We start from the raw sequence: 23235 nt of genomic DNA on the forward strand, positions 1-23235 counted from the left end.
CAATAACACTTCATTTATCTATTCATCACTTATGTCGCAAATAATGTGCACTAAATCTGATTCATATAATTCAAATACTTGAACACACTTTTCTGTGAACAGCACTCCATTCTTTGAATACATTTGGTTACACAATGTAGTCATTCAAAAGTCAATTTTAGAGAGCACCGATATGTTATATGTCGAATTTATGTTCCTGTTGCTGATGTTATACATCGGTTCACGTTATGGCGGTATAGGATTGGGGGTTGTATCCGGTATCGGTCTTGTCATTGAAGTATTTATCTTCAAAATGCCACCGACTTCGCCACCCATCACCGTTATGCTTATCATTTTGGCAGTGGTTACCTGTGCTTCGATTCTTGAAGCAGCAGGCGGTCTGAAATTCATGCTTCAGGTGGCCGAACGTCTACTACGTAAAAATCCTAAACGAGTCACCTTGATTGCTCCATTTGTGACTTACACAATGACTTTTATGCTAGGTACTGGCCATGCGGTTTACTCCATCATGCCAATCATTGGCGACGTGGCGCTAAAAAATGGTATCCGTCCTGAACGCCCTATGGCAGCGGCATCTGTTGCTTCTCAAATAGCGATTACGGCATCGCCAATTTCAGCGGCAGTGGTGTATTACCTCGCACAGCTTTCGGATATTAACCACAGCATCACCTTGGTTTCGATTTTGATGGTTACCGTACCAGCAACTTTGTTTGGTACGCTTCTGATGTCTCTTTACAGCCTAAGACGTGGTAAAGAGCTTGAGAACGACCCTGACTACCAAGAACGCTTGGCAGACCCTGTCTGGCGCGAAAAGATTCTCAACACAACAGCAACCTCTCTGGATGAAACGCTACCAGCCGCCGCTCGCAACTCTGTTTTGCTGTTTATCTCGGCACTACTTGTGATTGTATTGATTGCGATGGTTCCAGAGGTCAGAACCATTGGCGAAAGCGCAAAACCAATCAGCATGGCCGTGGTCATTCAAATGATGATGCTCTGCTTCGGCGGTATCATTTTACTGGCAACCAAAACAGATCCTCGTGGTGTACCTAATGGCGTGGTATTTAAATCCGGCATGGTCGCAGCGATTGCGATCTTTGGTATTGCATGGATGTCCGACACCTATTTCCAATACGCAATGCCTCAATTCAAATCTGGTATTGTGGAGATGGTAACCAACTATCCATGGACATTTGCACTAGCCTTATTCATCGTATCCGTAGTCGTAAACTCTCAGGCAGCGGTAGCGCGTATGATGTTACCTGTCGGCTTAGGTCTGGGATTAGAACCTGCATTACTGATTGGTTTGATGCCAGCTCTTTACGGTTACTTCTTTATTCCAAACTATCCATCAGACATCGCAACGGTGAACTTCGATAGTACAGGTACAACAAAAATCGGTAAGTGGTATTTCAATCACTCATTCATGTCAGTTGGCTTAATTGGTGTGATCAGTGCAAGCTGTTTAGGTTATGTACTAGGAAAAATGATTATCGGTTAAACGATATAAAATGCGTAAGTAAAGGCATGGGGTCAAACTCATGCCTTTTCATTTGGTCGACTCTTACCCTTCTAAACTGATCTTTTTCGGCTTTGTACCACAGCTTTTCTTTTGTCTCACTTTTGAAACACATTTATTCTCATAAGCCGTTAACTCATCCCCTTTATTCACATATAGTGATAACTCAATCAGTATCAAACCTAGTAGTTACCTAATTTCGTCATGGATAAAACCGCTCTGAGTGAAACGTCACCAATATCTTCTCGGCAACCATTCATAGACCGATTAAGTATCTTGACACCTGTAATCATTATCTTTGCGATCGTTTTTACTCTATCTGCTATCAAGAACATCTACGATACCAGTGCACACGCCAAATCACTCGGTTACAGCGCGATTGCCACATTAGAAGATTACCTCGATAACACCGCCAGCGAACTGTCTGAACTTAACCGCCACATAAGTAAAACATGCAACGTTGAAGACACTCAGCGACTGCGTCAGTATGTATTTCAGTCTCCTAAGGCGAAAGAAGTGTCTTTATTCGATGCAAAAGGTCAGGTGTATTGTTCAAGTAATGAAGGAAAAACAAGCTTTGACGTTGGAGAAGCTGCACTCAAGCAAATAAAACAAACTCAGACCTTAACAACCATAGCACTGTCTGAATCCCGCAGTCATGATACCGCCATTTTCATTTACTCGGCGAACAAAGACCTAAGCGGAATCAATGCGTTATTACCACCGAACCTGTTTTTGGAACTCATTACCCCGCAGTTTGAGCTGCAGCATTACGACTATCAGGTGAATATTTTGCAACATTCTTTGGAGCACAAAAGCGGCTCAGAGAATCAAGCATACCGTTCCTACGATTTCAAATCTGAACGTTACCCTATTACTCTGACTATCAACCTGACACCACAATCGTACTTCACCCATTACGGGCAGCACATATGGCGAGTGATATTGCTTGCAAGTGCCATCGCCGTTTTGTATCAGGCTATTCGCAACTATAAACTGACACGAAATAGCCTGGCCTTCTCACTCAAAGAGGCGATAAACAACCAAGAGTTAGTCCTGAACTTTCAACCGATAGTCGATATTCATCAACCCAAAATTGTCGGCAGTGAAGCGTTGATCCGTTGGAACAATCCTGATCATGGTTCCATTTCACCGACGATTTTTATACCTCTCGCAGAAAGAATTCAGGTCATAGAACAGATCACTCACCAAGTCTTCCAACTTGTCACTGAATTCGTCAACTTGAACCCTCACTTGGTTCAAAGCCAATACATCAGTATCAATGTCAGCCGTACCTTGATCACTAAAAGCAAGTTTGTCGAATTTCTAGAGAGATATGCCAAGCGGCACCCAGATATTCTTCCACTATTACTGCTCGAAATCACCGAGGATAACGACTTCTCACCGAAAGAATTAGAGACAGTAAGAACCAATCTTGGTCGTCTCAAACAGCTCGGATTCAAGATTGCCATGGACGATTTTGGCACCGGTTATTCAGGTTTAAACTTCATACATCAACATGCATTCGATATCATCAAAATCGATCAGGTGTTCATTAAAGGCCTTTCTCAAAACTCGGCCATTGACTCTGTCATCACTTCAATGATCAAGTTGGCAAAACAGCTCAAAATGAGAGTTATCGCCGAAGGTGTAGAAACTCATGAACAAGTTGAGCAATTAAGAGGTTTAGGCGTGCGTTATATCCAAGGCTTCTATTATTCAGAGCCGCTCCCAGCTGAAGATTACATACTCAAGCTGACGGCTCAGATGGAGGGATACTAAAACAATCATCGTTCCTCTCCTCCTTTTTTGGCTACCTATTGTTACTTTTTACGATTTGTCGTGGAAGAAAACGTCTACTTGTTCGGTCTATATCAACTCACTCGACAATTAGGTACGAAAAATTTCTGTTGGCACCTATAATTGCTTTACACGTAGAACATTTAATGCTCTGAAATCATTATAAATTTCAAAGTTAATGCACGTTCGGGATCACAACTCTAAAGGATAGAAGTCGCCGTTATAAATTCGTCGACTTGTCTGAATAAACACGGATCATTTATGAAAAAGCTACTCACTACTTTAGGTATTTTCGCATCTCTCTTTACCACATCTGCACTCGCAGAAGACTGGAAAGCGGTGGAACAAGAAGCGAAGGGCGAAACGGTTTACTTTCATGCCTGGGGCGGAAGCCAAGAGATCAACCGTTACATTCAATGGGCAGCCAATGAGCTCAAAGCCCGCTACGACGTCACGCTGAAACATGTAAAAGTGGCGGACATTTCAGAAACCACCACTCGTCTGCTCGCTGAAAAAGCCGCAAATAAGAACACGGGTGGCAGTGTCGATATGGTTTGGATTAACGGAGAAAACTTCAAATCCATGAAAGATGGCGGATTGCTGTATGGTCCATTTGTGCAAGATTTGCCGAGCTGGCAGTATGTCGATAAGTCTCTCCCTATCGATAAGGACTTTTCAGTACCAACCGAAGGATTAGAAGCACCCTGGGGTGTGGGTCAACTGGTGTTTATTTACGACAAAGCGAAACTCAACAATCCACCAAAATCTTTTCAAGAGATGCTGAGTTATGCGAAAGCATTCCCAAATCGTTTAAGCTACCCTCGTCCACCAGAGTTTCACGGTACCAGCTTTTTGAAAGCACTCTTAATTGAACTGACCAATAACGATCCTTCATTGATGAAACCCGTTGATGAAGCAAGCTTCGCTATGGTCACTCAACCTTTATGGAACTATTTAGATGAATTTCATCCATCAGCTTGGCGCGGTGGCAAACAGTTCCCTTCTGGCAGCAGCGAAATGCTTCAACTTCTAGACGACGGTCAGATTGACCTTGCTATCACTTTCAACCCAAATTCCGTCTATTCAGCTCAAGCCAGCGGAAAATTGGCAGACACCACCAATGTGTATGCGTTGGATTCAGGTGCGCTTTCTAACATCCACTTCTTAGCCATTCCTTGGAATGCGAATGCAAGTGCAGGCGCAAAAGTGGCGATTAACTTCCTGTTAAGCCCTGAAGCTCAGTCTCGTAAAGGAGAATTAACCATATGGGGCGATCCTTCTGTATTAAGTAGCCAATACTTAACAGGTAGTGCAAAAAATACTAAACAGTTCAAATCGATCGCCGAGCCTCATCCAAGCTGGCAAGTGGCACTGGAGAAAGAGTGGCTTAAACGTTACGGAAACTAAAACTCACCCATGTTACGCGTTTTATATTTAGTCATTATCGCTGTCTGTGTCTTACCGACCATTCCGGGGTTATTCGGTGTGGTCGTGTCGGCGTTTGGCTATATTCCCGCCATTGGGTTATCAACATTTTCTTTAGCAGGCTTTGCGGAAGTGTTTAACTGGCATGGCGTCTGGCTATCGCTTGGCTTAACAGTAGGCTCTGCCGTGGTGAGTAGTTATTTGGCCTGCCTAATCACCTTTGCCATTCTCCAATCGTGCTGGAATACAAGACTGTGGCGCAAAATTGAAATCTCACTCTCACCTCTTTTAGCTATGCCCCATGTGGCATTTGCTATTGGTTTTGCTTTCCTGTTTGCTCCCACTGGCATGGCAGTTCGCTTTATCTATGAGGTGTTCGGTTACGATATCAATAGCGCTGACGCGAGTGACCTAGCCCTGCTGGTTAAAGACCGCTATGCACTGGGGTTAACCCTAATGCTGACATTGAAAGAAGTGCCTTTTTTACTGCTGATGAGCATTCCCATTCTGCAACAGCTAAAAGTCGATCAAATCGAAAAAGTTAGCCATTCGCTCGGTTACAGTTCAACTCAATGTTGGTGGAAAGCAATACTGCCTCAGTGGTTGGCAAAGCTTCGCTTCCCAATGTTTGCGGTTATCGCCTATAGCGTGTCCGTGGTGGATGTGGCATTGATCATAGGCCCAACCAACCCGCCAACTTTCTCGATACTGGTATGGCAATGGTTTAGCGATCCTGATCTGTCCTTACTTCCTCGAGCCGCCGCTGGCGCTGTTATTTTGTTCCTTGTCGCCAGTTTGTTGCTTGGATTTACACGCTTGGTAGAATGGGTTACAACCACAGGATATAAGTATTGGCAATTTTCGGGACGAAGCGGATTACCTTTACCCGGTAAGATGTTGTTTTACATCACTACTATGCTTGCTATTTTGATTATTCCATTGATGCTCATCTGGAGCTTCGCGCAACGCTGGCGTTTTCCTGATCTTCTGCCAAGCCAGTACACGGCTCGTTTCTGGCAATATGAAGCACAAGGTATTGCGGAGACATTAACTCAAAGCATCATCATCGCAATCATCAGCGCCACCATTGCGCTCATTCTTGCACTCATCGCCCATGAGTACCGTTTACGTTATCGAATTCAGCTACCCAGCTACATCATTGCCATTCCGATGTTGATTCCTCAGTTATCTATTCTGTTTGGCATTCAAATCGCCACACTGTACATCAATAGCGAGCTATATCTGTTTTGGGTTTGCTGGGCACACATTTTCTTTGCTTTCCCCTATGTGTATTTGTCGCTTGATGGTCCATGGCGCAGCTTTGATAATGGCTTAACACGAATCGCACTGAGTCTGGGAAAAACACCAGTTCAGGCTTGGCTCGGCGTTAAACTGCCACTTCTGTTGCCTGCAGTAACCTTCGCTTGGGCCGTTGGAGTGAGTGTAAGCTTGGCTCAGTATCTACCCACTTTGATACTCGGTGCAGGGCGAATTAGTACGGTAACAACTGAAGCGGTTGCACTTTCAAGTGGGCTTGACCGCCGTGTTTCAGCCATCTATGCCATTTGCCAAGCTTTGCTACCATTATTGTTTTTCTCATTTTCCATTTTACTTAGCCGCACACACGGCAAGTATCGTAGGTTGTCTATTAAAGGTTTACTGACTAATGAGTCTTTGTCTCGAAAACCTCGCCATCCGTAAAAAAGATGGTGAAGCATTGTTTACTGCATTTAACCTGACCGTTGAGAAAGGTGAAATTGTTACTCTCATGGGGCCAAGCGGATGCGGTAAATCCACTCTGCTTGACGCTATTGCTGGTCACTTATCGCAAGACTTTCAATACACAGGTAGCATTAAGCTTGATGGTACCCGGTTGGATGGACAATCTGCACACAAACGTCAGGTGGGAATCTTGTTTCAAGACGACCTGCTTTTTCCTCACTTAACCGTTTGGGAAAACTTGGCCTTTGCTCTGCCTGATTCCATCAAAGGAGCACAACGAAAAGAACAAGCGATCACTGCATTAAAAGAGATCTCTCTGATGTCGTTGGCTGACTCGTTTCCAGACCAGATATCCGGTGGTCAGCGTGCAAGGATCGCGCTCACACGCATGTTACTCGCAAAACCAAAGGTTGCTTTGCTTGATGAACCCTACAGCAAGCTGGATAAAGATCTGCGTCAGCAATTTAGAACACAGGTAGAAGCCCAACTCAAGGAAGCGAACATTCCGGCACTCATGGTGACTCATGATGAAGACGATGTTCCACAAGGCAGTCGCTGTATCACATGGCCTTGGGAGGAAAGTTATGCTCGATAGGTTTAGTATCAAAGCGATTCGCTGGCCATTAGCGCAAAGCGCAAAGATCTTAGACAGCATAGGTATTACGGCGAATCAAACCACACTGTTTGGGTTTGCTCTTGGTTTGCTTGCCCTGCCCGCTCTGGCGTTTGAGCAGTATTACCTAGCACTGGTACTTATCTGTTTAAATCGCCTATGTGACGGATTAGACGGCGCGTTAGCGCGTATTCAGGGCATTAGCGATGCGGGTGGTTTCCTCGATATCTGCCTAGACTTTCTGTTTTACTCTCTCATTCCGTTTGGTTTTGTACTTGCCAACCCTGAACATAACGCTATCGCAGGTGCATTTTTAATTTTCTCTTTTGTCGGAACAGGCTCGAGCTTCTTAGCGTTTGCCATCATGGCAAGCAAACAGGAAATCGACAATCCAGTCTATAAAAACAAGTCTCTTTACTACATGAGCGGGCTAACTGAAGGCACAGAAACCATCTTCTGCTTTATCGCTTTTTGCCTGCTCCCTCAACACTTCGCCATCATCGCCTACACCTTTGGTGCTGCGTGCTGGTTTACTACTTTCACCCGTATTTATTCAGGGTTTTATACTCTGTTCAATAAGTCGTGAATTGAGTATCGACCTAGGAAAGTTGGAATCAAAAAAAACCCTAGCGTCCAAATTGGCCTAGGGTTAGATAAAGACATCTGAACTCAACACAAACTGTTTAAGATTTAAATCCCGCCATTGTCATCAGGAAGCGGAACCCCATAGAAACAATACCGAGTGCGATAACGCTCGCAGCCCAAATACCAATCATCCAGGCCCATTGTTCAATTCCTCGTTTAATATTCATAAGTTACCCTCAAATATTCACTTAGTGGTACGCTTCACCTTCTTTTACCTTTCCTGAAAATACGTAGTAGCTCCAGAATGTGTAGGCAAGAATGACCGGCAAAATCAGAACGGCACCGAACAACATAAAGCTCTGACTGATTTCAGGAGATGCCGCATCCCAGATGGAAATACTAGGAGGAACAATGTTTGGCCAAATACTGATCCCAAGCCCTGCAAATCCCAAAAACACAATGATTAACGCCATAATAAACGGGCTACGTTCTTTGCGTTTTTTCAATGAATTGATGATTGTTAAACATGCCAAACCAGTGATCAGCGGTACAGGAAGTAAGTAGTACAAATTAGGAAGAGAGAACCAACGTTCAGCAACAAATGGGAACGCAACAGGTGTCCATGCGCTAATAATGACAAGCGCAGCGATCATAACCATCAGTGTTTTGCTGGCGAAACGAAACATGCTTTGCTGTAACTCACCCTCAGTTTTCATAATCAGCCAAGTACTGCCCAGAAGTGCGTATGTAGCGATAAGCGCAAAACCACAGAACAGTGGGAATGGTGCTATCCAATCCAATTGTCCGCCAACAAACGTTCGGTTTTCTACTTCAAAGCCTTGAATGACAGCACCGACAACCACCCCTTGGAAAAATGTCGTAAAAATAGACCCAGCCATAAATGAACGGTCCCAAAACTTGAGGTGGCTTTCCAGTGCTTTAAAACGAAACTCGAATGCAACGCCACGGAAGATCAAAGCAACAAGCATAAGTGTCAAAGGAACCGTTAACGCTTCAATGATCACAGAGTAAGCCAGTGGGAATGCGCCAAATAGCGCAGCACCACCCAGCACAATCCACGTTTCGTTACCGTCCCAAACGGGTGCAACAGTATTCACCATCACATCTTTATGTTTTTCATTTTTAATGAACGGCATCAGGATACCAATACCCAAATCAAAGCCATCCATCACAATGTACATCAGCGTGGCAAACACGATGATCGCGAACCAAATCACGGACAAGTCAAAATGCATATCTATTACCTTCGTTGTAATCTTGTGACGTTAAATACGGCCAGAAATGGTGTTCATTTCGTGAGCTTCTTGATCAATTACATCCGGACCTTGTTTGATCTGTCTAATCATGTAGTAGTACCCGAAGCCAAACACCATGCTATAAACCACAAAGAAGCAAAGTAAACTGATGCTCATTTGTAAGTCTCCGTGTGCAGAGACCGCATCGCGAGTACGCTGTAATCCGTAGACAACCCAAGGCTGACGACCCACTTCTGTAGTAAACCATCCAGCCAGAATGGCTATAAGCCCGGTAGGCCCCATTAATACTGAAAACTTAAGGTACCAACTTTGGGTATACAGCGCTTTTTTATGGCGTAACCATAGGCCATAAAAACCCTGAAGAATCATAAGCATGCCTAGAGCGACCATAATTCTGAATGACCAGAAAACCACAAGGGAGTTTGGGCGTTCGTCTTTTGGAAAATCTTTAAGTGCAGGAATCGGCTCTGTCAGACTATGACGAAGAATCAAACTGCCTAACACAGGGATCTCTAATGCGTAATCGGTTCTTTCTTCTTCCATGTTTGGCATGCCAAACAGAATTAATGGTGTCGGTTCCCCATCGTCGTTTGACCAATGTCCTTCAATCGCTGCGATTTTAGCGGGTTGATACTCTAAGGTATTTAAACCGTGCGCATCGCCGACAACCGCTTGAATAGGCGCAACAATCAACAGCATCCATAACGCCATGGAAAACATTTTTTTCACAGCAGAACTGCGATTACCTTTCAGTAAGTGCCAAGCTGCTGATGAACCAACAAATAAAGCCGTGCTCAAAAACGCTGCGATTCCCATATGAACAAGGCGGTAAGGGAATGAGGGGTTGAATACGACCGCAAACCAGTCAACAGGAACAATACGCCCGTCCACGATTTCATAGCCCTGGGGAGTTTGCATCCAGCTGTTTGAAGCAAGGATCCAGAACGTAGAGATGATCGTTCCCAACGCCACCATGGATGTGGCAAAGAAATGCAGTTTTTCTCCAACACGGTTCCAACCAAAAAGCATCACACCAAGGAAACCCGCTTCAAGGAAGAAAGCGGTTAACACTTCATAAGTGAGTAATGGTCCGGTAATGCTTCCAGCGAAGTCAGAAAAACCACTCCAGTTAGTCCCAAACTGGTAAGCCATGACCAAGCCAGACACAACACCCATACCGAAATTGACAGCAAAAATTTTAGACCAAAAGTGGTAAAGTGTTTTGTAATCAGGATTACGAGTTTTGAGCCATAATCCTTCTAGCACAGCGAGATAGGTCGCTAAGCCGATAGTGATGGCGGGGAAAATAATGTGGAAGGATACAGTAAAAGCAAACTGTATCCTTGCCAGCATAAATGCGTCGAGACCAAACATAAACTTCCTTTGAGCTTAATAAGTATTTATGGAAGTGATAATAAAGGCTCGAACCACAAGGCAGTAGATACAAAAAAGAACGACTATTGTATAACAGATTTATTTTATAAGTGTTATTGTTTGGTAGTTATTGATAGTTCAGTTAGGGGGCTAATTTGGCTAAGTATCAGAATTTGGTAGATCAATTAAAACGACAGATTCAATCTGGGATCTGGAACCCCGGCGATAAACTGCCTTCATTAAGAAAACAGTCTGAACACTCAGGAATGAGTTTGATGACCGTTTTACACGCATATCAACTTTTGGAGTCGCAAGGTTGGATTAAATCTCAAGCTCGATCTGGGTATAAAGTCGCTCCTCGTTTTAAAGAACCGCAGCAGGTTCAGGTGGCAGTAGCCAGAACTGAAAATGTCGATGTAAATGAATTTATATTTGAGATTCTTCAGGCCGGAAAAAACCCCTTAATGGTCAATTTTGGTTTTGCTTACCCCAGCCCTGATTTATATCCACGCTATCACATCAACCGTGCTCTATCTGCGGCAGCTCGTAATATGCCGATCTCCAATGCATTCAACAATCTTCCTCCTGGTAATGAAGAATTGCGCTCTATCATTGCCAAGCGTTACACCGCAAGAGGGATTGAAATATCGCCAGATGAAATCGTCATAACTGCTGGCGCATTGGAAGCCTTAAACTTAAGCTTGCAGGCCTGCACCAAACCGGGTGACTGCGTCGTGGTAGAGTCGCCAACATTTTATGGCGCCTTGCAATCTTTGCAGCGTCTTGGCCTAAAAGCGCTTTCCGTACGAACAGACCCAGTCACTGGCATCGACATTGATTCATTGGAACGTGCCCTTCAAACTCATGAAGTTAAAGCATGCTGGCTGATGTCCAATCATCAGAATCCTCTCGGTTTTACTTTATCTGATGAGAAGAAAAAGCAAATTGTAGAGCTTTTGCAACGCTACAACGTGGCGTTAATTGAAGATGATGTGTATAGCGAATTGTATGAAGGAAACGAACCCGTTAGCTCGATGAAAATGTATGACTCGTCAGGGAATATTATGCTGTGTTCTTCGTTTTCCAAATCACTGATTGCTGGTCTACGCATAGGCTGGGTCGTTGCAGGGAAAAGATCGTTCGACATCCAGAAACTGCAACTGATGAGTACTTTGGCAACCAGTGCCCCAATACAGATGGCTTTGGTCCATTATTTAACCAGTCGAAACTATGAATCTCACCTAAAGCAATTACGTAAAAAGCTCCACGAACGTAAAAGCAAAATGGCGGACTTTCTCAGCTCTCTGCTACCTAACAATGTGAAAGTGTTAAATCAGAAAGGCGGATATTTTCTATGGTTAGAACTGCCCCAAAATATAGATGCCATGCTGATATACCAAGACATGTTAAAAGTGAATGTAAGCATAGCACCGGGTAAAATGTTCGATTTAACAGAGCAATACAATCACTGCATTCGAATAAATGCGTCGTTTGAACTTGATCATCAAAGAAAGGATGCATTGGAAAAGCTATCAAATAGCATCATTCACCATATGAGTGGTTAGCTTACCGTTAGAAAGAAAATTCTCTACAAATATGCATATATTCCATTCGGTGTATATGCATATTGTTTTTTATTATTAATTTAATTAAAACCCTTTATTTCCCGCATTAAACATACAAATTAAATAATATTTAAATCTGTTATATATAAAAATTCAAATCTGTATATTGATTTTTTATATATCAATTTTAATTAAACCCTCTTCACAATTTCAATAATACAAATGAATTATTTCTACTCTCTAATTAATTTTGCATATACTTTTATTGATGAACTAATAACCCCGAGATATGCACCATGGATATTATTAAGCATAAGACTCTACTTAGAACTTCTATAGCGTTGGCTATGTTTCCAATGATTTCATTCGCTAATATGGATGTTAATTTGGGAAGTGACGCTGTTAAAATTATAAAGGTCGATGGTAAGTCTTTTAAAGATTTAAATAAAAATGGAAAACTGGATATATATGAAGACTGGCGTCTCACTCCAGAAGAACGAGCTAGAAACCTACTGTCTTTAATGACTGTAGAAGAAAAAGCTGGGTTAATGATGCACGGCTCTGCACCGAGTTCAGGAATCTTAGGGCGTGGCTCAAGTTACGACCAAGAGAAGGCCAAAAAACTGATTGAAAAAAATCATGTTTCCTACTTTATCACACGACTAAAAGGGGAAGCTCCTAGCCATTTAGCAGAGCAGAACAACATATTACAGAAAATCGCGGAAGCGACTCGCTTAGGGATTCCGATGACAATCAGTTCGGATCCGCGAAATTCATTTCAATATCTAGAAGGAGCCTCTATCGCTTCTGGGAAATTCAGTAAGTGGCCTGAAACGCTAGGTATTGCAGCCATTAACGATGAAGCACTGACTGAACAATACGCAAATATTGTACGTCAAGAATACCGTGCTGTAGGTATTACAGAGGCGTTATCACCTCAAGCAGATCTCGCCAGTGAACCTCGTTGGCCGCGTATTAGCGGTACTTTTGGCGAAGACCCTGAAGTAGTGGGTAATATGACACGAAGCTATGTTGCGGGAATGCAATCTGGCTCAGAAGGTATCAATAAAGACAGTGTTGTTACGATTCTGAAGCACTGGGTTGGTTATGGCGCAGCAAAAGACGGATGGGACAGCCACAATTCCTACGGAAAATTTGCCGATTTCACATCAACATCGTTAGAAACACACATTGCTCCATTTGTAGAAGCATTTAAAGCAAACCCAGCAGGCATTATGCCTACATATTCAATACTGAAGGGGGCTATGCACAATGGTAAAGAGCTCCCACAAGTCGGTGGCGGTTATAGCCGTTATCTGCTGAAAGATCTATTGCGAGACACCTATGGTTTCAAAGGCGTTGTCTTGAGCGATTGGTTGATAACTAGAGACTGTAAAGACGACTGTATCAACGGTTTTAAAGAAGGGGAAAAAGTTCTGCCACGAGGTATGCCTTGGGGTGTTGAAGATCTCTCTGTAGAAGACCGTTTTGTAAGAGCGATCGACGCTGGTGTGGATCAGTTCGGTGGTGTTGTTGATTCACAAATTATTGTGAATGCTTTCAACAACAAAAAGGTAACGGAAAAACGTTTGGATGATTCTGTGCTCCGCTTGCTGGAACAAAAATTTAAGGTTGGTCTGTTTGAAAACCCTTATGTTGATGCTAAAAAAGCAGATGACATCGTTGGCAATCAAGAGTTTTCTACTTTAGCCAATGTTGCTCAATTCAAGTCACTGGTATTGTTGAAAAACGATAACGTTCTACCACTTAAAACTGGACTTAAAGTTTGGTTACACGGTGTGAACAAAGAAGTAGCCGAGAACGCTGGTTTTCACGTTGTTGATGAAGTTAAAGAAGCAGATATTGCGCTTATAAGAGCAACGACACCATTTGAAAGACCTCACAAAAATTATTACTTCGGTAAAAAGCATAATGAAGGTGCTTTGGATTTCAAACCTGATAATAAGGATTACTTAGCGATTAAAGAAGCGTCGAAACATGTACCGACTATCGTGACTATCTATCTTGATCGCCCAGCGATCATGACCAACGTGTTAGAAGATTCAGATGCCTTAATTGCCAACTTTGGTGTGAGCGATGAAGTATTATTTAATCGATTAACATCGAATGAGAATTATACAGCTAAGACTCCATTCGAACTTCCTAGCACAATGGAGTCCGTAATATCACAAGACCCTGCTAAACCTCATGATTCGAATAATCCACTATTTACAATAAATTATGGTCTGAGTCATTAAACTGCATATACATTAAATATATGCACCTTGAACATTTAAAAATGTTCTTTAAAAGAAATAACCTTTAAATTAAATCCATCCTTGTTCCCCCCAAACAATGATGGATTTATCTTTTAAGAATAAAAACAGCATCTCATTCACTTTGTTATTTCATCTAACTATATAAAACTTTTCTAATTGTTATTCTGTGAACCAGAATCCTAACAAAATCTCTAACCTCACTAGATTCTATTCTCTTTATGCATAATGTTTACTTCCTTGAATACATGACGATTCGCACGTCTGTATTCGGTATTTGTTTGTTAGCTTGCCATCTCTGTGTTCAAAACGTTTCGTTGAGCCATATAATCATATGCCACTCATCCATTATCAGTCCGAGCGGCGCTGAGACAGGAAGTTAGTTAAGCGCACAAAAACGACTAAAAACTACAACAAAAACAACTAATAGTTAGACACACTCAACACATATCTTTCACGCAGTTGTTATAGTCTAAATAATCATTAGAACAAATGATTATTTAGACTAAGCATTGGAAAGGACAAAACCTATGAGTCTGACGTTAAAAACAAAGGTCTTGGTATCGACACTGATTGCTATTGCCATTACAGCTATAGCTTTGGTCATCGTGAGTTATCAGTCCAGCAAAGAAGAAAGTTGGAAAAACATTTACAGCGAAAGCCACAACACACTGAAAGCATATAGCAGCGGTATTGGCGTTTGGTTTCATGACAAGCAACTCGCTGTTGAAGGCATGAAAAAAGAAATTGAAGCTAACCCAAACATGGATTTGATTCCTCATCTGAGACAATTAATGACTTCCGGTGGATTTGGCCTTAGCTATTACGGCAATGAGCAAGGAGAGATGTTCAGGCAAGATCCTTCGCTAAATAAAGCAGGTTACGATCCTCGAGTTAGGGGGTGGTACAAATTGGCCATGCAGGAGAAGAAACCCGTTACCACAGACCCATACGTCAGCGTCACAATGAAAGCCTTAGTAGTAACACTCGCCTCTCCTGTTACTGTGGATGGCAAAATTATTGGTGTCGTGGGTTCTAACTTAGCGCTAGACAAGCTAGCGGAGGATGTTCTATCTATTTCGGTTCCAGGAAATGGCTATGCTTTCTTAGTTAACTCTAAAGGTAATATTGTTGCACACAACAACGCTGATCTGGTTTTAAAACCGATTGCAGATATCCACCCAGACTTGACATGGCAACAACTAAAGAGCTCTTCAGACAATCGTTCACAATTTGAAATTCAATTAGATGACCGCGCAAAAGTCATTGCCAGCAAGGCAATAGAGAATACCGATTGGATGTTGGTTGTCGTTTTAGACAAGAAAACCCTAGAAGAACCCATTTTTGCTACCTTGCTCAATCAGCTAATGATTGCCGCAGGTATTCTTATTGTTCTAGGTATAGTGGCGTCGACCGTTGTCGCCAAACAGCTTCAAGGGCTGTCTCACATCACTTTAGCGCTAACTGACATCGCAGAAGGTAACGGCGATCTCACTCAAAGACTTGAAGTGAAGAGCAACGATGAAGTGGGAATCTTAGCAGAAAAATTTAACCAGTTTGTCGGCAGCTTACACACCATTATGGTGAACGTTCGCGATATCACCTTGTCCATCAACCAAAATGCTGATCTATCTGCGAAATCTGCATCAACCCGTAGTTCACGAGTCAGTATGCAGCAAGACGAAATCACTATGGTAGCGACAGCTGTGACTGAGATGGCGGCGGCAACGGCGGAAATCGCCAATAACGCAGAAAGTACCGCGAAAAGCGCTAACGAGTCTGTCACGCTTGGACAAGCGGGTTATGAGCAAATGCAAAAAAGCATTGATTCAATTAACCAATTAGCGTCAGAGCTCAACAGTTCTACCAAAATCATTGGTGAACTTGAAAATCATACTCAAGAAATCTCAACCATTCTCTCCACCATCCGCTCGATTGCAGAACAGACTAACCTGCTTGCTCTTAATGCGGCGATAGAAGCAGCACGAGCTGGAGAACATGGACGAGGCTTTGCTGTCGTTGCTGACGAAGTACGCGTGTTGTCGCAACGAACACATCAGTCAACGGAAGAAATCCAGTCAAAAATCGAAGGATTACAGAAAGTGACAAGCGAAGCGGTATCAGCAATGACTCATAGCCACTCCTTAGTGACAACAAGCGTTGATGATGTTCAGCATATGGGTGATCAGCTCCAACAAATTAGCCAAGCAATAAGCATGATCAGCGATATGGCAACGCAAATTGCTTCTGCTGCGGAAGAGCAATCACTCGTTACTTCTGAGATCAACACAAACACAGAGTCAGTACGTGAACTCAGTAACGGCCTAGCACAAGACGCAGCGGAAGGTGAAAACGAAGCCCATACGCTACGTGACTTGGTTGTTCAGTTAGAAAAACAAATAGGAAGTTTTAAAATCTAAACCCCAACTCTTAAAAATAAACGCGCATAAATGAATGCCAATCCTTTTATGCGCGTTTACCAATATTGTTCTCTATGTATGGGTAAAAAAGTTTACCTATCCCTATAACTGAGAATAAATGAACAGAGATGTTCAATACCTCTAAATAGCTCGGGCTAATAAGTCACTCTGTCAAACGTAATATTAAGTTACCATCTTCAACAGACACATTAGATGACCTAAAAGTCGATGCATTATCTTCAAATGTCCAGTTAGCGGTTCCCCATCTATTAGTGTCTAAAAAGTTACTGTTAAAGTCATCACGCCAAGAAAGTACGAAATTGTCCGTTGATGAGTCATATTGATAATACTCAATCCAATCGACTTCTTGCTGTAATGGCAAGTTATTTAAATTGAATTCCCCAGCCCAAGAGACAGATTTTGAGACCCAAATATTCATTCGGTAGGTTTGTGGCGTATTGATGAGATCCCTTACTTGCTGAGAGTTAGCCGCGAGTTCCTGATGTAATTGAACCCCGTCCACCAACCAAGTCACTTCATTTGGTGTCCAAATCAAGGTGTATTCATGAAAGCTTTCTATATCATTAATTTTAAAGCTATTCTCGGATTGAATTTGCGAATCGGATGTTCCAGTAATAATGTTGGTTTGCAAAAGGTCTTTCGACTTTCCAATAGATTCAATATCGATTTCACGCCAAGGTATACCACCAGCCCAAGAATCATTATCGTATAGGAAGAATGAAGAAATGACCCCAGGTTTAGAGACCATTTTCATTCGAATAACAAACTTTCCGTACAATACTTTATCGCTATCAAATCCATAAACTTCAGCGCCATATACAGAGCGTTCAGGTGCGTTTACTGAGGTTTTAACATCACCAGCATAAGTACCTTCGTTACCTGCACTATCGCCTCCATTGCATGCGGTTACAACAACAGAAATACCAACAGCCATTATGAGTCTTAATATAAAAATCATATATATCCCAAGATTGCGAATAAGAGAGTAATAGAATAAAAATCGATAACTAAATTTTGAATGAAAAGAGCCAATTCAATATTGGCTCTTTTATGATTTAAAGCTTAATGCAATCCGAAGCACCAGATATATTCTTAGCGTTAATGAACGCTATATTAGTAAATGAAAACTCTAACCCAACCATCGAGTCCCACTGACCAGATAAATAGGCAGCCTTTTTAGTTGAAGTTAAATAAGTGTCACTAGGGGCTAGGCTACTGACAGGCAGGTTACAGCGATACCAACCACCATTTGCCGGAACAAGAGAGTTATCGACAAAGTAAAAATCGGAATTGTTATCAGCGCTACTACCGTCCATTTTTATCTGTAAATTCGGCGAATTCCCATAGTTGTCAACTTTAATATCAATTGTCATATAACCAGCAGCATAGAAACTGGAGAAATCCCGTTCATTTCCACTACTAGCTTCGAAGAATATGCCACCATTAGCTGGGAAGGATAAATGTACAACTTGTCCACTTTCTGTTTTCGTACTCGTAAAATCATCTAGTACAAAATCTCCCAATATGTATTTATCACTGATATCCGTCGCTAAAGATTTATCACCCGTGTAGTAAATACTAAGGTCCCCAGCGGCCAACGCTGCAGGATTGTTGACGCTTGAACTATTAGTACACGAAGTTGCATCAACAACTGGTGTAAATTCAGATTTTTCTTTGTAGGCAATATCGGTAATTTCAAAACTGTATGCTTTACTTGATTCCATAAAGAACGGTGTAGCAACACTCTCTAATGAAAAATCATCCATACCAGGACCTGGTTTCATACACTTGATGGGTATAGAAATGTTTTCCCAATCATTGGTATGGTTGATATATCCATTTAACGAGAACACTTTACGATTAGGCCAGCCATTATCAATAGCTACTGTTAGATCATCGGGCACTGCGCTTTTGGAGCGAACTTTAAACTCCAAGTAACCAGACTCAAAACTAGAAAAGTCTTCTTTTTGCTCTCCCGCTTGCAACATCAGCGAACCCGATGCAACACCTTTAATCTCAACATCTATTGTATCGTTGGTACCATTGTTATTAATTAGACCTGCATTGATATCTGATGAACTCACATAAGCTTCAGTAACGACTGTGCTGCTATATTTATCGGTTGCAGATAAGATCAGCGCCTTATATGGGCTATCAACAGCGTTAACACCAAATAAGTTGAAGACCTTTCCGGATGAACCTGAAGAACCGGAAACAGAATCGACATCGGATTTTTTCTTTTCATCACCACAACCTGCAAGTAAAAATGGAAGTATTGCTATGGCAATCAGTTTCTTATTTAGGTTACTCATCTTCACGCTCATATTAGTTATAATTTATAACAATCAGTAATCAATACTTTATAAAAAGCACTTAAATTACTCGCTAATTTTTATTTGGGAATGCAACTCCCCACTTAGTAAAAATCTGTTTGATGACTAGTTATGGATAAATAAAAACACGTCCACAATAAGACACACTTAAACCATTAATAGGAAAAAGAGTTCACCTTAATGCAATGAGTTAATAAAATTATACTTGTTTTGAATAATGAAAATAAAAACGCAATTATTTACGATAGCCAATCCATGTCTAATCATGAAATCCGAATATTAAAACCTATCTCTACCTATGGAAGAGACTTAGCCGTTTATATATTTTCTAATACCATTCTATTAATTAGTACAGATGAAAATGTAAACAAAGAAATGGTATGGTATTAGTACACAAATTCGATAAACGTTTCATTAGTCTTATTCTTGCTCTTTATCTGATTTGTTCATAGAGACAAAACTCACACAGCCTATCTTATACGTGCAACAAATTTGATGGTTAAGCCAAGGGTTTAATTTAACTATTTGTTTTTAATGTTATTTATACAAACTTAACCAAGAAAAACTTCTTCCAACACCAGAAAAAACTTAAGTATAAAGCATCGAATTAGTGATCAACCTCTATTTTAATCCTTATGTTTTTTAGTAAACATCAGTATTCAAATCCTCTCGTTTTCAAAAATGAGTGGAAAAACCAACCATATAATTCGGTAAATTTGAGTTTTAATGGTTTTAAACCCATAATTGGGAACTCATTTATGGAAATCGAAAAATGACATATTCATCATAAATATTTTGATTAAGTGAACGTTAATGAAGAAACCTACGATATATGACATTGCTCGACTAGCAGGCGTTTCTGTGAGTACGGTATCTCGCTATAGCAACCGCAAAGCATATATTTGTAAAGATAAAGTAAGAGCCATCGAACAAGCTATGTTTGAACTCAACTTTAAACCTAAAAATACAAAAATAAGTACTAATCGACTGAGAAGTATGAAAATTGGAGTCGTTATTCCAACGTTCGATAATTCTTATTTTTCTTGTATCTTAAATGGCATGAATCATTGGGCACAAAATAGTGCTTACAGTTTGAGAATTGAAAGCTCTAATTTCTCTAAAGTTCGCGAGCAAAAAACAATCAAACAAATGATGGATGTGGGTGTGGATGCTTTAGTATTGATCGTCAACTTATCTTCAGAAGACGAAATCAAACAACTGGTTGGAGACTTACCCATCCTTGTTGTTGCTGGCAGTAATTTAGGCACACTCCCGAGCATAAAAATAGATAATGTTATTGCTGGTAGCATTGCTACAAATCATTTAATCCAACTTGGACACACAAAAATCGTCCATGCTCATGGTCGTTTGGATGAAGGTCCAGATGCAGGTGACCGTTTAAAAGGCTATAAAAAGAGTTTGCTGGAAGCGGGATTAAACGTTGATGAAAATCTCATTGTTAACGGTGGTTATTACTTCGAATATTCATATCAAGCGATAAATGAACTGTTAAGCAGAGGAATTGAGTTCACTGCCGTTTTTGCCGCCAATGACTTAAGTGCGTACGGCGTTATTCAGGCATTGAAAGAACACGAATTAGGCATTCCAGAAGACGTGTCTGTAATTGGTTTCGACGACTTATATACTTCTGCGATCTGTAACCCCTCACTAACAACCATTCGCCAACCTTTATATGAGATGGGGGAGCTGGCGATGCAGTATATTTGCGACTTAACGAGTATGAATGCTTCTATTCCCCACGTCCCTCCTGTAGAGCTCATCAAGAGGGAAAGTTCAGGGCCAGTTAAGAGCTAAAGTACCCTACAGCATAGTTCATGTTTTTCATTGAGAAACCTCACCTCACTGCTTAAATGGAAATGAATGTGCTCCGAAAGACAGATGGATCAGAGAGTTTCTACCCAACAGTAAATTGGAGCGCTAGATGTGCTATCTCTAGTTACAACTTTTAATTCCAAAGGCCCAAAGTGTATTTCACGATCAGAAATGAGATCCAGCATCGTCGGAATGGCTGTTTTTCCCATTTCATGCAGAGGCTGCCGGACAGTAGTCAGTTTGGGGTAAAACGTTGAGGCAACTGGACAATCATCAAATCCTATTACTGATACTTGTTCGGGGACTCTTATCCCATTTTTCAGTAGTGTTTGAATCGCTCCCAGTGCACTTAGATCATTAGCCGCAAATACCGCCGTAAAAGGCACCTTTTGATCGATTAAACTCTGTATAGCTCGAGAAGAAAGCGAGGCTCTATAACCTCCATTCAAAATGAGATTTTCATCAATATCGATTCCCGCTGAATTTAAACTCGCTTTATAACCTTCCATGCGTCCTATCGAGTCTCTATTGCCAATCTCATCGCTATAGAGGTGTACTATTTTTTGATGACCAAGACTAATAAGGTAATCCGTTGCTAGTTTCCCTCCCATAACGTTATCCACTCTTAGACACGGATAACTGCTATCTTCAGCACCCGCCAGAATTAAAACGGGCAAATCACCAACCAGACTACGAACCTCTTCTTCAAATAAGCTACTCACCGTTAAAATTAAGCCATCCACGCCTTGGCTAAGTATCTTTTGAATAACACGTTTTTCTCGTTCTTTCTCCCAATGTGTCGTTTCAATTAAAAGCCTATATGCGCTGTTTTGAATTGCAGGTTCCATCCCAGCTAGAACCATACTGATAAAAGAGCTATCAAATGTCGGAATCACCAATCCAATCAGTTTTTCCTTGTGTTTTCGTCCGTTCATAGAAGCTTTTGAGATAAAACCCAAACTCTCAATAGCCTCCTCGATAGCGACAATTTTATCTTCAGCAAGATAAGCACTTCTATTGAAATATCTCGAAACTGTACTTACTGAAACGTTAGCAAGTTTCGCAACATCGGTTGCTGTTGGCTTTTTCATAACAGACATTTGTACCGTAACTTGTTTAGATAATCGGATTTACTACAGGCTAGTTAGATTAATGAAATGAACAACGAAACGGTAGTAACATCGTCTAGATTTTGTACTTTATGTGTTTGAATATCACATATTTTCTAACCAAGCTGGATGTTATGAACATAGAGTTAATCAGTCTTAGGGCGGCTCAGCTACGGTATGGCGGTTAACATCTACAACCACCACATGCAATCGGTTAAGCCAAGTATACGAGCCCTCTATAATGGAGTTCGAAACCAGAAGCAGCCATAGGGACATTAATCCCCAACTTAAAAACCGTCGTTAGCTAGAGCGACCAATAATTTCAAGCTTGCGGAATAGTAATCATCACTAGTTCTTAACTTAGTCGCGTCGCTGCTAAGTTGATTCATAGTGTAATCTCGCACCGCCAACAGTCCGCCTCGCATTGGATAATTTGCTACTTCATGGTTGGCCATATTTTCCCATGCTGGCGTTTTCAAACGTGAGTAACCAGAAAACCAAGATTGCCAACGGCCTAACAGTGGGTTATCCGCACGATCCCACTTCATATAAAGAGGAACGCGAATCGCATCATAGCTGACTCGCGCTGGCCATTTTGTTGCTGGTGCTGTCTTTCCGTCCGCATAAAGTGTTATCCAGTCTGTCGGTATGCGGTGTTGTCCCCAATCAATGTCGCTCATCAACTGCTGAGAATCCTCAATCAAGGTCCACAAGTTAGCTAGATAGCTACGTTCAGCGAAGTCGCGCCAAGCAGGGAAGATGAAATAGGAAGGGTTTAAGGTTATCGAGTCTTGCGCGGTAAAACCGCTGCGCCCAGGAAGCATCACTTTACGACCTGCAAAGTCTATAACTGTATGATTGAGCACCGCGCGAACAATGCGATCCGACTCAGTTAAATAAGGTTTATGATTCCAGCGTTGCCCAGCTTTTAGTAGCGCCCATGCGATCAACACATCGCCATCGGAGGCATTGTTTTTATCTTCGATAGGGTCAGCAATCACTGGGTTATAACGCCAGTAAAACAGGCCGGATTTTTGATCTTTAAGATGGGAATGAGTCCATCCCCAAATCTTGTCAAACGATGTTTTGTCATTCGCCCCAACAGCAAACAGCATAGAAAAGCCCTGACCTTCGGTATGACTGATATTGCGATTACCACTGTCCAAAATTCGGCCGTCAGGCGCCATAAAGCGTTGTTTAAACGTGGTCCAGTCAAGTGAAGAGGCACTGGCAGAGCTAATACCACAAAGCATCAACAGCCAAACTTTGAGCATCGGTTTGTAGAGCTTGAACATCAATTCATTCATCCCTTTGATACAAAATAAGCAGAGTACTGTGGAAGATACTCTGCTTATCATCATGC

17 protein-coding genes are annotated in these 23235 nt (G+C 41.7%); 10 read left to right on the forward strand and 7 right to left on the reverse strand.

Annotated features, from left to right (window positions below; all coding sequences use genetic code 11):
• The first annotated feature begins 172 nt into the window (after nt 1–172).
• The 6 genes from HUO09_RS06050 to HUO09_RS06075 all read left to right on the forward strand — a co-directional run bounded on the left by HUO09_RS06050 (nt 173) and on the right by HUO09_RS06075 (nt 7665).
• Nucleotides 173–1501 carry an anaerobic C4-dicarboxylate transporter gene (locus HUO09_RS06050; RefSeq protein WP_167413208.1) on the forward strand — a complete coding sequence of 443 codons (1329 nt, stop codon included), beginning with the start codon at nt 173–175 and terminating at the stop codon, nt 1499–1501.
• A gap of 222 nt (nt 1502–1723) precedes the next feature.
• The gene (locus HUO09_RS06055; protein WP_188233350.1) at nt 1724–3301 is read left to right on the forward strand and encodes an EAL domain-containing protein; all 1578 of its coding nucleotides are present in this window, start codon (nt 1724–1726) and stop codon (nt 3299–3301) included.
• A 279-nt stretch (nt 3302–3580) separates the two neighbouring features.
• Complete coding sequence (locus HUO09_RS06060) at nt 3581–4726, forward strand: ABC transporter substrate-binding protein (protein WP_167413210.1); 1146 nt, start codon at nt 3581–3583, stop codon at nt 4724–4726.
• A gap of 9 nt (nt 4727–4735) precedes the next feature.
• Nucleotides 4736–6445 (forward strand): ABC transporter permease, encoded by a 1710-nt coding sequence (locus HUO09_RS06065; protein WP_188233351.1) that lies wholly within the window; start codon nt 4736–4738, stop codon nt 6443–6445.
• Entirely contained in the window at nt 6411–7061 is a 651-nt protein-coding gene (locus HUO09_RS06070) for an ATP-binding cassette domain-containing protein (RefSeq protein ID WP_188233352.1), read from the forward strand. The genes HUO09_RS06065 and HUO09_RS06070 overlap by 35 nt, the downstream gene beginning before the upstream one ends.
• Nucleotides 7051–7665 carry a CDP-alcohol phosphatidyltransferase family protein gene (locus tag HUO09_RS06075; protein ID WP_188233353.1) on the forward strand — a complete coding sequence of 205 codons (615 nt, stop codon included), beginning with the start codon at nt 7051–7053 and terminating at the stop codon, nt 7663–7665. Before HUO09_RS06070 ends, HUO09_RS06075 begins: the two co-directional genes overlap by 11 nt.
• 97 nt (nt 7666–7762) lie before the next feature.
• Here the strand turns inward: HUO09_RS06075 and HUO09_RS06080 are convergent, their stop codons facing one another.
• The 3 genes from HUO09_RS06080 to HUO09_RS06090 are packed head-to-tail and all read right to left on the reverse strand — an operon-like array spanning nt 7763 to nt 10315.
• Complete coding sequence (locus HUO09_RS06080; RefSeq protein WP_167412494.1) at nt 7763–7891, reverse strand: DUF2474 domain-containing protein; 129 nt, start codon at nt 7889–7891, stop codon at nt 7763–7765.
• Nucleotides 7892–7912: 21 nt separating this feature from the next.
• Nucleotides 7913–8920 (reverse strand): cytochrome d ubiquinol oxidase subunit II, encoded by a 1008-nt coding sequence (cydB, locus tag HUO09_RS06085; RefSeq protein ID WP_188233354.1) that lies wholly within the window; start codon nt 8918–8920, stop codon nt 7913–7915.
• 30 nt (nt 8921–8950) lie between these two features.
• Nucleotides 8951–10315: a cytochrome ubiquinol oxidase subunit I gene (locus tag HUO09_RS06090; RefSeq protein WP_188233355.1), complete on the reverse strand. Its 1365-nt coding sequence runs from the start codon at nt 10313–10315 to the stop codon at nt 8951–8953.
• A 155-nt stretch (nt 10316–10470) separates the two neighbouring features.
• Between HUO09_RS06090 and HUO09_RS06095 the strand changes: the two genes are divergently transcribed.
• The 3 genes from HUO09_RS06095 (at nt 10471) to HUO09_RS06105 (ending at nt 16576) form a co-directional block, all read left to right on the forward strand.
• Complete coding sequence (locus HUO09_RS06095) at nt 10471–11880, forward strand: PLP-dependent aminotransferase family protein (RefSeq protein ID WP_167412497.1); 1410 nt, start codon at nt 10471–10473, stop codon at nt 11878–11880.
• Between the two features lie 296 nt (nt 11881–12176).
• Nucleotides 12177–14138: a glycoside hydrolase family 3 protein gene (locus HUO09_RS06100; RefSeq protein WP_223159332.1), complete on the forward strand. Its 1962-nt coding sequence runs from the start codon at nt 12177–12179 to the stop codon at nt 14136–14138.
• A 548-nt stretch (nt 14139–14686) separates the two neighbouring features.
• Nucleotides 14687–16576, forward strand: a complete 1890-nt coding sequence (locus HUO09_RS06105) for a methyl-accepting chemotaxis protein (RefSeq protein WP_167412498.1) — start codon at nt 14687–14689, stop codon at nt 16574–16576.
• A gap of 163 nt (nt 16577–16739) precedes the next feature.
• Here the strand turns inward: HUO09_RS06105 and HUO09_RS06110 are convergent, their stop codons facing one another.
• On the reverse strand, nt 16740–17531 hold the full coding sequence (locus HUO09_RS06110) for a family 16 glycosylhydrolase (RefSeq protein WP_188233356.1): 792 nt from the start codon (nt 17529–17531) through the stop codon (nt 16740–16742).
• A gap of 121 nt (nt 17532–17652) precedes the next feature.
• Nucleotides 17653–18909, reverse strand: a complete 1257-nt coding sequence (locus tag HUO09_RS06115) for a putative glycoside hydrolase (RefSeq protein WP_188233357.1) — start codon at nt 18907–18909, stop codon at nt 17653–17655.
• An 834-nt stretch (nt 18910–19743) separates the two neighbouring features.
• Between HUO09_RS06115 and HUO09_RS06120 the strand changes: the two genes are divergently transcribed.
• Nucleotides 19744–20745 (forward strand): substrate-binding domain-containing protein, encoded by a 1002-nt coding sequence (locus tag HUO09_RS06120; RefSeq protein WP_188233358.1) that lies wholly within the window; start codon nt 19744–19746, stop codon nt 20743–20745.
• A gap of 89 nt (nt 20746–20834) precedes the next feature.
• Here the strand turns inward: HUO09_RS06120 and HUO09_RS06125 are convergent, their stop codons facing one another.
• Both HUO09_RS06125 and HUO09_RS06130 read right to left on the reverse strand, forming a co-directional pair.
• Nucleotides 20835–21854, reverse strand: coding sequence for a LacI family DNA-binding transcriptional regulator (locus HUO09_RS06125; protein WP_188233359.1), 1020 nt, complete (start codon nt 21852–21854; stop codon nt 20835–20837).
• Nucleotides 21855–22159: 305 nt separating this feature from the next.
• Complete coding sequence (locus HUO09_RS06130) at nt 22160–23167, reverse strand: glycosyl hydrolase family 8 (RefSeq protein WP_188233360.1); 1008 nt, start codon at nt 23165–23167, stop codon at nt 22160–22162.
• Nucleotides 23168–23235 lie beyond the last annotated feature (68 nt).

The sequence above is a fragment of the Vibrio sp. Y2-5 genome (assembly GCF_014596725.1).
GTDB lineage: Bacteria > Pseudomonadota > Gammaproteobacteria > Enterobacterales > Vibrionaceae > Vibrio.

Bases quoted from the DNA above. Each gene is read 5' to 3' on its own strand.
- HUO09_RS06105 (WP_167412498.1), top strand. From the start codon at position 14,687: ATGAGTCTGACGTTAAAAACAAAGGTCTTGGTATCGACACTGATTGCT.
- HUO09_RS06125 (WP_188233359.1), bottom strand. From the start codon at position 21,854: ATGAAAAAGCCAACAGCAACCGATGTTGCGAAACTTGCTAACGTTTCA.
- HUO09_RS06060 (WP_167413210.1), top strand. From the start codon at position 3,581: ATGAAAAAGCTACTCACTACTTTAGGTATTTTCGCATCTCTCTTTACC.
- HUO09_RS06065 (WP_188233351.1), top strand. From the start codon at position 4,736: ATGTTACGCGTTTTATATTTAGTCATTATCGCTGTCTGTGTCTTACCG.
- HUO09_RS06115 (WP_188233357.1), bottom strand. From the start codon at position 18,909: ATGAGTAACCTAAATAAGAAACTGATTGCCATAGCAATACTTCCATTT.
- HUO09_RS06100 (WP_223159332.1), top strand. From the start codon at position 12,177: ATGGATATTATTAAGCATAAGACTCTACTTAGAACTTCTATAGCGTTG.
- HUO09_RS06070 (WP_188233352.1), top strand. From the start codon at position 6,411: ATGAGTCTTTGTCTCGAAAACCTCGCCATCCGTAAAAAAGATGGTGAA.
- HUO09_RS06055 (WP_188233350.1), top strand. From the start codon at position 1,724: ATGGATAAAACCGCTCTGAGTGAAACGTCACCAATATCTTCTCGGCAA.
- HUO09_RS06090 (WP_188233355.1), bottom strand. From the start codon at position 10,315: ATGTTTGGTCTCGACGCATTTATGCTGGCAAGGATACAGTTTGCTTTT.
- HUO09_RS06130 (WP_188233360.1), bottom strand. From the start codon at position 23,167: ATGTTCAAGCTCTACAAACCGATGCTCAAAGTTTGGCTGTTGATGCTT.
- HUO09_RS06080 (WP_167412494.1), bottom strand. From the start codon at position 7,891: ATGAATATTAAACGAGGAATTGAACAATGGGCCTGGATGATTGGTATT.
- HUO09_RS06050 (WP_167413208.1), top strand. From the start codon at position 173: ATGTTATATGTCGAATTTATGTTCCTGTTGCTGATGTTATACATCGGT.
- cydB (WP_188233354.1), bottom strand. From the start codon at position 8,920: ATGCATTTTGACTTGTCCGTGATTTGGTTCGCGATCATCGTGTTTGCC.
- HUO09_RS06075 (WP_188233353.1), top strand. From the start codon at position 7,051: ATGCTCGATAGGTTTAGTATCAAAGCGATTCGCTGGCCATTAGCGCAA.
- HUO09_RS06120 (WP_188233358.1), top strand. From the start codon at position 19,744: ATGAAGAAACCTACGATATATGACATTGCTCGACTAGCAGGCGTTTCT.
- HUO09_RS06110 (WP_188233356.1), bottom strand. From the start codon at position 17,531: ATGGCTGTTGGTATTTCTGTTGTTGTAACCGCATGCAATGGAGGCGAT.